At 60.2% G+C, this 13,621-nt stretch carries 11 protein-coding genes; 9 read left to right on the forward strand and 2 right to left on the reverse strand.

Annotated elements, in window-relative coordinates; all coding sequences use genetic code 11:
* Positions 1 to 31: 31 nt before the first annotated feature.
* Both C1X29_RS24760 and mmsB read left to right on the forward strand, forming a co-directional pair.
* On the forward strand, positions 32 to 1,558 hold the full coding sequence (locus tag C1X29_RS24760) for a CoA-acylating methylmalonate-semialdehyde dehydrogenase (protein ID WP_102718594.1): 1,527 nt from the start codon (positions 32 to 34) through the stop codon (positions 1,556 to 1,558).
* 9 nt (positions 1,559 to 1,567) lie between these two features.
* Entirely contained in the window at positions 1,568 to 2,455 is an 888-nt protein-coding gene (mmsB, locus tag C1X29_RS24765) for a 3-hydroxyisobutyrate dehydrogenase (RefSeq protein ID WP_039772935.1), read from the forward strand.
* A 94-nt stretch (positions 2,456 to 2,549) separates the two neighbouring features.
* Here mmsB and C1X29_RS24770 read toward each other — a convergent pair whose 3' ends face one another.
* Positions 2,550 to 2,894, reverse strand: a complete 345-nt coding sequence (locus C1X29_RS24770; RefSeq protein ID WP_102718595.1) for a cupin domain-containing protein — start codon at positions 2,892 to 2,894, stop codon at positions 2,550 to 2,552.
* Between the two features lie 564 nt (positions 2,895 to 3,458).
* Between C1X29_RS24770 and C1X29_RS24775 the strand changes: the two genes are divergently transcribed.
* From C1X29_RS24775 to rfbA, 5 genes are read left to right on the forward strand one after another with little or no spacing between them, the layout of a single operon-like run.
* The gene (locus tag C1X29_RS24775; protein ID WP_102718596.1) at positions 3,459 to 4,430 is read left to right on the forward strand and encodes a DapH/DapD/GlmU-related protein; all 972 of its coding nucleotides are present in this window, start codon (positions 3,459 to 3,461) and stop codon (positions 4,428 to 4,430) included.
* Complete coding sequence (locus C1X29_RS24780; RefSeq protein ID WP_007953861.1) at positions 4,427 to 5,677, forward strand: hypothetical protein; 1,251 nt, start codon at positions 4,427 to 4,429, stop codon at positions 5,675 to 5,677. Before C1X29_RS24775 ends, C1X29_RS24780 begins: the two co-directional genes overlap by 4 nt.
* Positions 5,678 to 5,699: 22 nt before the next feature.
* Positions 5,700 to 7,877, forward strand: coding sequence for a prenyltransferase/squalene oxidase repeat-containing protein (locus C1X29_RS24785; protein WP_102718597.1), 2,178 nt, complete (start codon positions 5,700 to 5,702; stop codon positions 7,875 to 7,877).
* Between the two features lie 54 nt (positions 7,878 to 7,931).
* Positions 7,932 to 9,014 carry a dTDP-glucose 4,6-dehydratase gene (gene rfbB / locus C1X29_RS24790; protein ID WP_218275697.1) on the forward strand — a complete coding sequence of 361 codons (1,083 nt, stop codon included), beginning with the start codon at positions 7,932 to 7,934 and terminating at the stop codon, positions 9,012 to 9,014.
* Positions 9,015 to 9,056: 42 nt separating this feature from the next.
* On the forward strand, positions 9,057 to 9,980 hold the full coding sequence (gene rfbA, locus C1X29_RS24795; protein ID WP_085746840.1) for a glucose-1-phosphate thymidylyltransferase RfbA: 924 nt from the start codon (positions 9,057 to 9,059) through the stop codon (positions 9,978 to 9,980).
* Positions 9,981 to 10,016: 36 nt separating this feature from the next.
* On the opposite strand, the gene C1X29_RS24800 is transcribed toward rfbA, so the two are convergent.
* Entirely contained in the window at positions 10,017 to 11,153 is a 1,137-nt protein-coding gene (locus C1X29_RS24800) for an LLM class flavin-dependent oxidoreductase (RefSeq protein ID WP_102718598.1), read from the reverse strand.
* A 125-nt stretch (positions 11,154 to 11,278) separates the two neighbouring features.
* Between C1X29_RS24800 and C1X29_RS24805 the strand changes: the two genes are divergently transcribed.
* Entirely contained in the window at positions 11,279 to 12,184 is a 906-nt protein-coding gene (locus C1X29_RS24805; RefSeq protein WP_256584392.1) for an NAD(P)-dependent oxidoreductase, read from the forward strand.
* A 231-nt stretch (positions 12,185 to 12,415) separates the two neighbouring features.
* Complete coding sequence (locus C1X29_RS24810; protein ID WP_102718600.1) at positions 12,416 to 13,573, forward strand: oxidoreductase; 1,158 nt, start codon at positions 12,416 to 12,418, stop codon at positions 13,571 to 13,573.
* Positions 13,574 to 13,621: the final 48 nt, after the last annotated feature.

Consider the following 13,621-nt stretch of genomic DNA (forward strand, 5'->3'; position numbering starts at 1 on the left):
CCTAAGATAAAAACAAGTTCTGGAGACCAGCATGAACGCATCGCTTACGCCCAACGAAACCACGATCCAGAAGGTCAAGCTGCTGATCGACGGCGAGTGGGTCGAGTCGCAGACCACCGAGTGGCACGACATCGTCAACCCGGCGACCCAGCAGGTTCTGGCCAAGGTTCCGTTCGCCACCGCCGCTGAAGTCGACGCCGCCGTCAGCGCCGCACAGCGCGCCTTCCAGACCTGGAAACTGACCCCGATCGGCGCGCGCATGCGCATCATGCTCAAGCTGCAGGCGTTGATCCGTGAGCATTCCAAACGCATCGCCGTGGTGCTGAGCGCCGAGCAGGGCAAGACCATTGCCGATGCCGAAGGCGACATTTTCCGTGGCCTGGAAGTGGTCGAGCACGCCTGCTCCATCGGCAGCCTGCAAATGGGCGAGTTCGCCGAGAACGTGGCCGGCGGCGTCGACACCTACACCTTGCGCCAGCCGATCGGCGTTTGCGCCGGCATCACTCCGTTCAACTTCCCGGCAATGATTCCGCTGTGGATGTTCCCGATGGCCATCGCCTGCGGCAACACCTTCGTCCTCAAGCCATCCGAACAGGATCCGCTGTCGACCATGTTGCTGGTGGAACTGGCGATTGAAGCGGGCATTCCGGCCGGTGTTTTGAACGTCGTCCATGGTGGCAAGGACGTGGTCGATGGCCTTTGCACCCACAAGGACATCAAGGCGGTTTCGTTTGTCGGTTCGACCGCCGTCGGCACCCACGTTTATGACCTGGCCGGTAAGCATGGCAAGCGCGTGCAATCGATGATGGGCGCGAAGAACCACGCGGTGGTGCTGCCGGATGCCAATCGCGAGCAAGCGCTCAATGCGCTGGTCGGCGCCGGTTTCGGTGCGGCCGGTCAGCGTTGCATGGCCACCTCGGTGGTGGTGCTGGTGGGTGCGGCCAAACAATGGTTGCCGGATCTGAAAGCGCTAGCGCAGAAACTCAAGGTCAACGCCGGCAACGAGCCGGGCACCGATGTCGGCCCGGTCATTTCGAAAAAGGCCAAGGCGCGGATTCTCGATCTGATCGAAAGCGGCATCAAGGAAGGCGCAAAACTCGAGCTGGACGGTCGCGACATCAGCGTGCCGGGTTACGAGGAAGGCAACTTCGTCGGCCCGACCCTGTTTTCCGGGGTGACTACCGACATGCAGATCTACACCCAGGAAATCTTCGGCCCGGTGCTGGTGGTGCTGGAGGTCGACACCCTCGATCAGGCCATTGCGCTGGTCAACGCCAACCCGTTCGGCAACGGCACCGGCCTGTTCACCCAGAGCGGTGCGGCGGCGCGTAAGTTCCAGACTGAAATCGACGTTGGCCAGGTCGGCATCAACATCCCGATTCCGGTGCCGGTACCGTTCTTCAGCTTCACCGGTTCGCGCGGTTCGAAACTCGGCGACCTCGGCCCGTACGGCAAGCAAGTGGTGCAGTTCTACACCCAGACCAAAACGGTCACGGCGCGCTGGTTCGATGACGACAGCGTCAACGACGGCGTGAATACCACCATCAACCTGCGCTGAGGAATGGCCATGAAAATCGCATTTATCGGTCTGGGCAACATGGGCGCGCCGATGGCGCGCAACCTGATCAAGGCCGGGCATTCGCTGAATCTGGTGGACCTGAACAAAACCGTGCTGGCGGAACTCGAGCAACTGGGCGGCACTATCCGCGCTTCGGCTCGCGAGGCCGCTGAAGATGCAGAACTGGTGATCACCATGCTGCCGGCGGCGGTGCATGTGCGCAGCGTCTGGCTCGGTGAGGACGGTGTGCTGGCCGGGATCGGTAAAGGCGTGCCAGCAGTGGATTGCAGCACCATCGATCCGCAGACCGCACGCGATGTGGCAGCGGCGGCCGCCAAACAAGGCGTGGCCATGGCCGATGCACCGGTGTCCGGCGGTACTGGCGGCGCCACGGCCGGGACGCTGACCTTCATGGTCGGCGCCACTCCTGAACTGTTCGCCACCCTGCAACCGGTGCTGGCGCAGATGGGCCGCAACATCGTGCATTGCGGTGAGGTCGGCACCGGCCAGATCGCCAAGATCTGCAACAATCTGTTGCTCGCCATTTCGATGGTCGGCGTCAGCGAGGCGATGGCGCTGGGCGATGCGCTGGGCATCGACACCACGGTGCTCGCCGGGATCATCAACAGCTCGACCGGGCGTTGCTGGAGTTCGGAAATGTACAACCCGTGGCCGGGGATCGTCGAAACGGCGCCGGCCTCTCGTGGTTACACCGGTGGCTTCGGCGCCGAGCTGATGCTCAAGGATCTGGGGCTGGCCACCGAAGCGGCGCGTCAGGCCCATCAGCCGGTGGTGCTGGGCGCGGTGGCGCAGCAGTTGTATCAGGCGATGAGTCAGCGCGGGGAAGGGGGTAAGGACTTCTCGGCGATCATCAACAGCTATCGCAAGCCGCAGTAATCGTCGTCAGGCCTGCGCTCGTCGCAGGTCTGCAATTCAGATGCAGTAGGTGTTGCCGGGAAATCACGTCGGGTGGTTTCCCGGCTTTTTTGTATCAGGCGAACACGAAATATTTGCGCACGGTCTCGACCACTTCCCAAGTGCCCTTCATGCCTGGCTCGACCACGAAGATGTCGCCGGCGCGCAGGTGAATCGGCTCCATGCCGTCCGGGGTAATCACGCAGTAGCCTTCCTGGAAATGGCAGTACTCCCACTTCACGTAATCCACCCGCCACTTGCCCGGCGTGCAGATCCACGTGCCCATGATCTTGGTGCCGTCTTCGCTGGTGTAGGCGTTGAGGTTGACGGTGTGCGGGTCGCCCTCGAGTTTTTCCCATTTGCAGGCGTCGAGTACGGGCAGGGGATGGGTGTCGCGCAGAACGGTGATAGGTGCGGGCATGACGGCTCCAGGCCAAAGGGAGTTGGAGCCGTCACCGTAGCCTTCGCGGGTGCTGTTGGAATGTCTTGGGTCGACCTCCAGATGCCTGTAAGCGCTGAGGAGATCTGCGCATCTACCGAATTGCACCAACGCTGTGCATATAAAAAGGTTTTGGTACAAGCGTGCACCATAAAAGTTCAATCAATTTTTAGACTAAAACGAGATAACCATTCTGACACCTATTGCAAAACAAAATCGTCTGTACTATAACATTCGTACTAAAGAACTATTCCTCCAAAGGGAGCTTAACCTGAGTCACGGACAGACTTGAATCGGCTTTTTCTCATCTCGAAACTGACTTGGCTCTTGGCTCAAGTGTGAACTTCTACCTGTTGTTAATGAATAATGACAGTTGAATGAACCGGACAGTTAATAAGCGGCGCGGACGCAATGTCTCGCGTGCTTTGAGTTGAAGCCTTAAATAAACAGTTAATTATTATTTGTGCGCTGGCGGATTTATATCTGCGGGATATGCACGTCTATCGAATTTTTATGTGCCCGGCATCAATGGAATGAGGCTTTATTGTGGACGACATAAACGTAATTGAAGTTTCGACGATTGTTGATAGTGCGAGTGAACTTGGCCGGCACGTCTGGGTGCGTGTCGGCAGTCGCCTGACACATGTGCAGATAAGCGATGACTGCTTCATCGGCTTCAGGTGCGATTTGCGGTATGCGTCCATCGGCAAATCCAGCATGTTCGCCACCGGCGCCCAGTGCCTGGGGACGGCGCAGTCTCCGGTTCGGATTGCCGAAAACGTCTGGCTGGGCGCAAAGGCCACCGTGGCCGCCGGTGTTTCCATCGGTGCCGGGGCCGTGGTGGCGGCTGGCGCGTTGGTGACAGCGGATGTGCCGCCGAACGCAATCGTCGTCGGTCGTCCGGCGCGGGTCATTGCCCGGCGCACCGTGGTCGAGGACGGCCGGCCGAGCCCGGAACCGGTGCTGGCCAAAGTCCGGGACCGGGCGCGCCAAGGCTTGCCGTCAATGCTCGATCGGTCCACGCAGTCGGTCGCGCGGCTCAAGTCGCTGAACCCCGACACCCAGACCTGGGACATTAGCGACGACGCCCTGATCGATGCCGAATTGCGCGGCGGAGCGTCGGTGGAAATCGCCCGGGACTGCATTCTGATCGGGCGCAGCAACCGCCAGGGCGGCATGTCTCAACTGGGCGGCATCGAATTGGGCACCGGCGTGCGACTGGCTGCCGGTGTGGTTATCGAGGCGGCCGGCGGCGTATCCGTCGGTGCTTTCAGCGAGTTGTCCGAGGGGGTCACGATCGTTGCCTCCACTCATGATCATTCATTCCGCTCACTGCCCTGGGAGGAGGCACCGGTGCGCATTGGAAGTCGTTGCGTTATTGGCGAGGGCGCCATCTTGGTAGGTCCACTGAATATTGGTGACGGTGCCGTTATCAAACCGTACTCGGTGGTTATAAGGGATGTATTGGAAAACACTGTGGTTCATGGCGTTGTTCAACTAATGGAGATTCAGGAATGATTTTATTTGCCCCCAATCCAACCGGTTCCGGTCACAACATGCGCGCGCTGTCCATCGCTCAGGCGATCAAGAAACAGCGTCCGGACATGCCATTGACCGTTGCACTGGCTTCCTTGCAGCCAACCTTCACGCCGATGTTCGAAAAGTCTGGCGTAGAAGTTGTGGATATTGCCGGTCGTTTGGTCGATTACTCGAAAAAGAGCAACTTGTCGAAAGAACTCGACTGGAATAATTACATTGGCGGTTATATCGCCAATACCTTCTTGTCCGGCGAGCGGATTCTGTCTTACCTGGCCCTGATCGCCGAGTACAAACCGACCGCTCTGGTGTCGGACTACAACATGGCCGCCTGCCTGGCCGCGATTTTCAGCGGTACGCCGCTGGTGTTCGTCACCGAGCGCTACGACTTCACCCTGTGCCAGCTCGAAGACCATGATCTGGCCGACGGCGGTTTCGAAGTCAACGCGCTGGAAATGGCCCGGGCCCGCACCGCGCTGCACAGCCAGTTCAACTGGATGATCAATCAGAGCCAACTGGTGCTGACCGACAAACCGTACGTGGCTTCCCTCGATCAGGGCACGCCGGTGGCCGAAGCGCTGGTCAGCGGCAAGGCGCATTTTGTCGGCCCGATGATCCGCGACATCAATGTGCAGACCGGCTTGAACGTGCGCGAGCAACTGAACCTCGGCGACTCGCCGTTCATTGTGGCTTCGATCAGCGGCACCACGATGTTTGCCCAGAACAAGGATGCGCTGCTCGCTGCGTATCTGGACAGCTTCAAGATCCTGCGCGAGCGCAATCCGGAACTGAAACTGGTGTTACTCGGCCGTCAGGATATCCAGGCTCAGGACGGCGTCGTCTGCGTGCCGTACTACCCGGACTGGATGGGCCTGCTGCGCGAAGCCAGCCTGCTGATTTCGGCGCCGGGCTGGATCACCGTGACGGAAATCGCCGCACTCCAGATTCCGACGCTGTTCGTGCTGCCGTCCAAATCCGAGTACCACGAACTCGAAGCGCTGCGCCGTCTGGAGCTGCTGGGTTTCCCGACGCATCTGGGCCACGACCGCGATGCGATCGTCGAACTGATCCAGGGCGAACTGGAAAAAGACACCGACGCATCGACCTACTACGCGCCGCATCAGCAAGTGGCCGCGCCGGATGGCGAAGGTGCCGCCCGCGCCGCGACGCGCATTATTGAGTTGTGCCAGGGCAGCGTTGTGTCGCTGACTGAAAGCAAAGCCGCTTAACCTCAAGGAAGAGGGATTCACCATGTCACTGCATCCGCAGTTTCAATTTGATCAAGGCCTCAAGGACATCGACCACGGCGGCTTTTTCGCCGTGACCGATGCCAGTGGCGAGGTTGCGATTTCCAGCGACAAGCAGTTGCAGGATCAGGTCGCGGCGACGCTCTACCAGGCCGAGCACGGCGACGATGTCGAACTGCGTTTTGCCCATGACGGGCTGATGCGTTTGCATGATGCTTCGAATGGCGGTTTCCATGAGCTCGCCGACCGCTACTGGACGCCGCACGGCTCCGGACGCTGCCGCACGCTGGCGCTGCAACTGGATGCGCTGGCGGCATTGATTGCCTATCAGCGCCGGGTGCCGCAGGACGCGGCGAACAATGCCGCGATCCACGGCCTGCTGGAAAAGGTCGGAGCGCTCTACGCCCGTTCCACGGTCGCCGGCCTGTACAGCAGCGACTGGTCGACTCCGCTGGAGCTCGCGACCTCGATCGATCTCGACATCAGCGCCACGGCCTTGCTGGCGCGTATCGACAATCAGCCGTTGGGTCTCGGCTTGGTCGGGCACTTGCAGATTCATGCAGAAAACCTGATCGGCCGGGTGGCCGGCAGCGACAGCCAATCCTGTGTCGATGTGGCGCTGACCCGTTGCGGTGTGCGGGCTCAGGTAAGCCTGGTGCTGGCGCAACTGGCTGATACGCGGGACGACAATGCGCTGTCGAATCTGGCCCGTTCGTTCCTGCTGCAAACCCTGGCGCTGTTCCGCGATCCGGCGTACGGCGGGTATTGGGATCGGGTCGGGATCAACGGCAAAGTGCGTTGCGACTGGCACACTTCGTACAAAAATCACGAGTCGCCATTTCCGATCAAGACTGCCTACGACGTGGCGTTGCTGTTGCAGGCGATTCAAGCCTTGCCGTCCGGCGCGAGCGAAGCCGACCGGGCTTCGGTGACGGCAGCGTTGCTGGAGTTTCACGACGCCCGCAATGGCGGGCTGTTCATGGGCAAGGGCTATTTCTGGTCGACCCCGGATGACCCGACCGTGCCGTTCATTCGCCAGTTTTGGGCGCCGCCGCGTCAGCCGGGGATTTTCAGTATCGGCAACCTGACGTACCTGCCGTTGCACCTGAAGAGTCTGAAAACCCAGCTCGCCGCGGCCCACGCCTTGCAGTCCATCGAACCGGCCGCTGCCGTCACTCATCATGACGATGCGGCGTTGGTAAACCGTGAGCTGCAAGTGATCGATGGCGGTGGTGATGTGCAGCGCATTCATCCGAATGGCGTGCCGACCATCAATGTCGATCTGCAGCGTTATCTGGCGTGGCTGGCCAAGGCCCGGGCGTCGAATGAAACGCCTTACGGGCTGACCGCCGAAACCGCGCCGCTGGGTTTCCGTGCCGACAAGACCTGGCAGGTGTTCTCCGGGTTGCACGTGATCTCGGACTTGCACGCGCTGGGTCTGCAAATCGAAAACAAGGCCAGCCTGATCGATTGCATCAGGGCCTCGCAAAACACCGACGGCGGATTTGCCGAGCAACCGGGTCACCTGAGCGATGTGTTCGCGACCTACTGCGCAGTGTTGTCGCTGCGAGTGCTGGGCGCGTTACCGAACGATATCGGCGGTTGCGTGCGTTACCTGCAAGCGTGCCAGAACCCGGACGGCGGGTTCGGCGATGTGCCGGGTTTCGGCTCGGACATCTGGCACACCAACCTGGCGGTGCTGTCGCTGCATGCCCTTGAAGCCAAGGCGCCGGACGAGCAGGGCGTGATGGCGTTCGCCTTGCGCTGCCGCTCGGCCGATGGCGGTTTCGCCAACAAACCCGGGTATCCGCCGGACGCCTTTTCGGTGTACCGCGTGGTGTCGACGCTGTTCATTCTCAACCGACGCATCGTCGATGCCGAACAGACCATCGCCTGGCTGCAAAAGCTGCAACTGGCCAACGGCTCGTTCCACTACCGGCCGGGCAAAGCGGTCAGCCTGGTGGGTACTTACATGGCTATCGCAGCAATGTATCTGCTCGACGCGCAGCCGACGTATTTGCAGGAATCGAAAGACTGGATCGCTGCCCATCAGAAGCAGGACGGTGGTTTCGGCCCGCTCAACGCAACCTCGGCAACCACTGACGAAAGCTTCGTCTGCATCCAGACACTGCTGATTCTCGAACAAGGGCTGTCGCAATACTGGGTCGCGTTGTTGAACTGACCCGCACACAGCATCGAAGGACGTTCAATCATCATTTTGCCAGGGGAGGCGCTGATGAAAATTTTAGTGACAGGGGGCGCGGGCTTCATTGGCTCGGCCGTGGTGCGGTTTCTGATTGAAGAGACCGAATGTGAAGTGATCAACGTCGACAAACTGACCTACGCCGGCAACCTTGAATCGCTGGCCGATGTGTCCGATTCGCCGCGTTACCGTTTCTGCCAGGTCGACATCTGCGACAAGCCGGCGCTGGACGAACTGTTCGCGCGCCTGCAACCGGATGCGGTGATGCACCTGGCCGCCGAGTCCCACGTGGACCGCTCGATCGATGGTCCGCAAGCCTTCATCGAAACCAACATCGTCGGCACCTACACGATGCTCGAAGCGGCGCGTGGTTACTGGAACCGACTGGACGCGGCGCGACAGGCGGCGTTCCGTTTCCATCACATTTCCACCGATGAAGTGTATGGCGACCTGGAACCCGAAGATCCGGCGTTCACCGAGCGCACGCCGTATGCGCCAAGTTCGCCGTACTCAGCGACCAAGGCCGGTTCCGATCATCTGGTCCGCGCCTGGCATCGCACCTTTGGCCTGCCGGTGGTGATGAGCAATTGCTCGAACAATTACGGGCCGTATCACTTCCCGGAAAAACTGATTCCTCACGTCATTCTCAATGCGCTGCAAGGCAAGCCGTTGCCGGTGTACGGCGATGGCGCACAAATCCGCGACTGGCTGTTCGTCGAAGATCACGCCCGCGCCCTGTACGCGGTGGTCACGCGCGGTGAGGTCGGGCAGACCTACAACATCGGCGGCCACAACGAGAAGACCAACCTGGAAGTGGTGCAAACCCTGTGCGATTTGCTTGAGGCACGCGGCGCGGAAAAGCCGGCGGGTGTTGCTCACTTCCGCGATCTGATCACCTTCGTCAAGGATCGTCCGGGCCACGACAAACGCTATGCCGTCGATGCCGGGAAAATCCACGCAACGCTGGGCTGGACCCCGCAGGAAACCTTCGAAAGCGGCATGAAAAAAACCGTCGACTGGTATCTGGACAACCGCGCCTGGTGGGTGCGGGTGATGTCCGGTGCCTACGCGCTGGAGCGCCTCGGCGAGCAACGCGACGAAGCCCTCGTGGCTTGAACATTCAGTCATTCAAATCTCACTGCTTGAAAGGAAAAAAGCATGGCCAAGTACAAAGGAATTCTGCTGGCGGGCGGCGCCGGTTCGCGTCTGCACCCGATCACCCTGGGCGTCTCGAAACAGTCGCTGCCGGTGTATGACAAACCGATGATCTACTACCCGCTGTCGGTGCTGATGCTGGCGGAAATCCGCGAGATCCTGATCATCTCCACCCCGGAAGATCTGCCGGGCTTTCAGCGCATGCTCGGCGACGGCAGCCAGTTGGGCCTGAGCCTGAGCTACGCGGTACAACCGAGCCCGGACGGTCTCGCTCAAGCGTTCATCATCGGTCGCGAATTCGTCGGTGAAGACAACGTCTGCCTGGTGCTCGGCGACAACATTTTCTACGGCGCCGGCTTCGGCGAAACCCTGCTGCTAGCGGCGGCGCGTGATGAAGGCGCTACGGTGTTCGGTTACTACGTGGCCGATCCCGAGCGCTTTGGCGTGGTGGAATTCGATGCTGCCGGCAAGGCCTTGAGCATCTGCGAAAAACCGAGCGATCCGAAGTCCAACTATGCCGTCACCGGCCTGTATTTCTACGACAACGAAGTGCTGAAGATTGCTGCCGACATCAAGCCATCGCCGCGAGGTGAACTGGAGATTACCGATGTCAACAACGTCTATCTGCAACGCGGGAAATTGAACGTATCGGTGATGGGTCGTGGGATGGCCTGGCTGGATACCGGAACCCACGATGCGTTGATTGAGGCCGGCAATTTCGTGCAGGCCATCGAGAAACGCCAGGGCCTGAAAATCGCCTGCCTCGAAGAGATCGCCTACAACAAGGGCTGGATCGACGACGCGCAGTTGCTGGTGCACGCGGGCAGCATGAGCAAGACCGGTTACGGTCAGTATCTGGCGCGTTTGATCCACGATGACGTGGTGGTGGCGATGGATGCGCAGCGCCCGTTGAAAGGCGCTGCCTGATCAAGTGTGGGAGTGAGCGTGCTCGCTCCCACAGGTTCAGTGGCCGGTCACGCTGTCGAGTTGTGCAGCTTTGGCCGTGGAGTGCGGATCGGCCGACAGGGTTTGCAAACGGGCCAGGCGATTGGCATGTGTCGGCGCTTCGGCCGCCAGCGGCGAGCGGCGTTTGCGGGTTTCTTCACGCAACACCGGCAACACTTCCTTGCCGAACATGTCGAGTTGTTCCAGCACGGTCTTCAGCGGAATGCCGCCATGGTCGAACAGGAACAGCTGGCGCTGATAGTCGCCGAAGTACTCGCGGAAGGTCAGGGTCTTGTCGATGATTTCCTGAGGGCTGCCGACGGCCAGCGGGGTCATTTCCATGAACTCTTCCAGAGATGGACCGTGGCCATACACCGGGGCGTTGTCGAAGTAGGGACGGAATTCCCGGCGTGCATCCTGCGAGTTGCGGCGCATGAAAATATGCCCGCCGAGACCGACGATCGCCTGCTCCGGTGTGCCGTGACCGTAATGGGCAAAACGCGCGCGGTAGAACTCGACCAGCGCCATGAAATGCTCACGGGGCCAGAGGATGTGGCTGGCGAAAAAACCGTCGCCGTAATACGCGGCCTGCTCGGCGATTTCCGGGGTGCGGATCGAGCCGTGCCAGACGAAGGGCGGCAGGTCATCGAGAGGCCTCGGGATCGAGGTGAAGTTTTTCAGCGGAGTGCGAAAGCGTCCGCTCCAGTTGAGGTCTGCTTCGCGCCAGAGCCGGTGCAGCAGGCGATAGTTTTCCATCGCCAGTGGCAGACCGTCGGCGATGCTCTTGCCGAACCAGGGATAGACCGGTGCGGTGTTGCCCCGGCCGAGCATCAGGTCCATGCGCCCGCCACAGAGGTTTTGCAGCAGCGAATACTCTTCGGCCAGGCGAACCGGATCGTTGGTGCTGATCAGGGTGGTGGACGTCGAAAGAATGATGCGTTGGGTCTTGGCTGCGATGTAGGCCAGCAGCGTGGTGGGAGAGGAGGTGATGAACGGAGGATTGTGGTGTTCGCCGGTGGCGAACACGTCCAGCCCGATGTCTTCGGCCTTCTGCGCAATTTGCAGGGTGGCCTGGATGCGCTCGGATTCGCTGGGGGTACGGGCGTTGGTAGGGTCTTGTGTGACGTCGCCAACGGTGTAGATCCCGAATTGCATAAAGCCTCCTTGCCTTGGGTAAAGGTGTGTTTGAAACCCTTGCCGCGAAGAATGAATCATCGCGGCACTTGAAATGTACGCCTGTACACGTACAATCGCAATTCTGCATCATCGTCTGAACGGCTTTGAACACCTCATCGAGAGAGGAACGCGACATGGAACTGGGATTTATCGGTCTGGGCACGATGGGCGCACCGATGGTGCTGAACCTGCTGAAAGCCGGGCATCGGGTCCGCGTGTGGAATCGTTCGACGGCACCGCTGGAAGCACTGGCCAAGGCCGGCGCCGAACCAGTCGAGACACCGGCGCTGGCGGCGAAGGCCGAGGTGCTGATTTCCATGCTCGGCGATGACACGGCAATCCGCTCGGTGTTCTTCGACGCCAAGGCGCTGGACGGTCTGCAGGCCGGCAGCGTGCACGTCAACATGTCCACGGTGTCCGTGTCGCTGGCCAGGGAACTGGCGACCGTGCATGAAACACGCGGCGTCGGTTACGTGTCGGCACCGGTGCTGGGGCGGGTCGATGTGGCGGCCGCTGGCAATCTGAACATTCTCGCCTCCGGGCCCGCCGAAGCAATGGCCCGGGTACAGCCGCTGTTCGACGTGCTGGGGCGCAAGACCTGGACGCTCGGCGACACGGCTGAAGTGGCTTGCGCCGCCAAACTGTCGGCCAATCTGATGATCGCTTCGGCGATCGAATCCATGGCCGAAGCCTCGACCCTGGCCGGCGGCTACGGTATCAGTCGCGAGGCGTTCATCGAGATGATCACCTCGACCCTGTTCGCCATGCCGGTTTATCAGGGCTACGGCAAGCTGATGGTCGATGAGAAATTCGAGCCGGCGGGTTTCAAGTTGTCGCTGGGTCTCAAGGATGTACGCCTGGCGCTGGAGGCCGGTGAAGCGGCGCAGGTGCCGCTGCCGTTTGCCAGCGTGTTGAAGGACAACCTGCTGGACGGCATGGCCCATGGTCAGGCCGATCAGGACTGGGCCTCACTGTCGAAAGTCAGTGATCGGCGTGCCGGCGTGAAGTAATCCAAAAGTTTCAAGCAACGTAACTTGTTCGCAAGTTACGTGGCCTCTTGCGCCTCGCGTTATTGTCGGACAGTAATTGCTCTTTTATTTGGGAAATGAAAGAAGTCTGATAATAGTGCTTGTCAAATGTACGACTGTAGACGTACATTTTTATCGGGGTTTAACAACAATAAAAAGTTCTGTCTGTTTTTTCGTCTGCTGATCGTAAATAAATAATAGCTAGGAGCCGTTATGAAAAATCTAATGCAATGGAACAGCCTTCCCTCCGAATCCAATGAATGGCTCGAGAAGGTGCGTGCACTGAATCCGCTGATTATTCAGCACCGCGATTACAGCGAGCAGACCAACGCGACGCACAAGGATGTGATGTCCCGATTCTTCAAGGAAGGTTTTGGCCGTACCTCGGTGTCCAAGGCGTTCGGCGGATCCCAGGTCGATATCCAGACCACCTCGGCCCTGCTGCTGGAATTCGCCCGGTTTGACGCTTCGCTGTCCTGGCAGCTGGCGGTGCAAGTGGCGATGGGGCGCCTGTCGGATTACCTGCCGGAAGCCACTTCCGAAGCGATCTACAACCACTGCGACGGTTTCGTGATCGGCGCCATCCACTCCGGTGGCGAAGCGCTGCCGATGGGCGACGAGTACCTGCTGAGCGGCAAATGGGCGTTCGCCAGCGGCTCGGCCCACGCCGACTGGCTGGTCTGCACCGCCACCGTCAAAGGCACCGAAAACAACACTAATCCGGAAGTGCGGATGTTTTTCGTCCCCGCCAGCCAATGCACCATCCTGCCGACCTGGGACACCCTGGGCATGCGCGGCACCGGCAGCCATCACTTCCAGTGCTCCAGCGTGATCGTCCACAAGTCTTTCTCGCTGGATGTCGAAACCCTCAAGCAATCCCCCGAAGCGCGCAGCACCCGGGCCTACGCCACCGGTTACTACGAGTTCGGCACCTTGGCGGCGATGTCCACCGTGCTGGGCGTGGCCCGGGCGGCGGTCGATCACTTCCGCAATGACCGCGCCGTGAACACCGACCCGGGCCTGGAAGGGGTGATCTTCGAGAAGACCGGTCGCGCCATCTCCTCGGTGCATACCGCACAACTGCTGCTGGAAGATGCGATCCATCAGGTGATCAACCGGGGTGAAACCATCGGCGAACCGGTCAGCGCCCGTGTCGGCCTGGCAGCCTCGGTGCTGACCGAGAACTCGGTCAATGCGGTCAACCAGATCTATTCGATGGCCGGTTCCAAAGCCGTCTACAAGTCGCACTTCCTGGAGCGTTGCTTCCGCGATATCCACACCGGTTCGAAGCACTTCACGTTGTCGCCTTTGAACTTGCATGGTATCGGCAAGTATTACCTGGATAAAACCAACGTACTGGCCGCGGCGTAACAGCGGATAAATAAAGCGGGCGCGTTTACAAGTGAAAGTTCACAGGGA

It is taken from the genome of Pseudomonas sp. GW456-12-10-14-LB2 (genome assembly GCF_002884345.1).
In the GTDB taxonomy this organism is placed as follows: Bacteria; Pseudomonadota; Gammaproteobacteria; order Pseudomonadales; family Pseudomonadaceae; genus Aquipseudomonas; species Aquipseudomonas paraglycinae.

What these genes read in the sequence shown, in the direction of transcription:
- C1X29_RS24760 (WP_102718594.1), top strand. Translation starts at nt 32, where the DNA reads ATGAACGCATCGCTTACGCCCAACGAAACCACGATCCAGAAGGTCAAG.
- mmsB (WP_039772935.1), top strand. Translation starts at nt 1,568, where the DNA reads ATGAAAATCGCATTTATCGGTCTGGGCAACATGGGCGCGCCGATGGCG.
- C1X29_RS24770 (WP_102718595.1), bottom strand. Translation starts at nt 2,894, where the DNA reads ATGCCCGCACCTATCACCGTTCTGCGCGACACCCATCCCCTGCCCGTA.
- C1X29_RS24780 (WP_007953861.1), top strand. Translation starts at nt 4,427, where the DNA reads ATGATTTTATTTGCCCCCAATCCAACCGGTTCCGGTCACAACATGCGC.
- C1X29_RS24785 (WP_102718597.1), top strand. Translation starts at nt 5,700, where the DNA reads ATGTCACTGCATCCGCAGTTTCAATTTGATCAAGGCCTCAAGGACATC.
- rfbB (WP_218275697.1), top strand. Translation starts at nt 7,932, where the DNA reads ATGAAAATTTTAGTGACAGGGGGCGCGGGCTTCATTGGCTCGGCCGTG.
- rfbA (WP_085746840.1), top strand. Translation starts at nt 9,057, where the DNA reads ATGGCCAAGTACAAAGGAATTCTGCTGGCGGGCGGCGCCGGTTCGCGT.
- C1X29_RS24800 (WP_102718598.1), bottom strand. Translation starts at nt 11,153, where the DNA reads ATGCAATTCGGGATCTACACCGTTGGCGACGTCACACAAGACCCTACC.
- C1X29_RS24810 (WP_102718600.1), top strand. Translation starts at nt 12,416, where the DNA reads ATGAAAAATCTAATGCAATGGAACAGCCTTCCCTCCGAATCCAATGAA.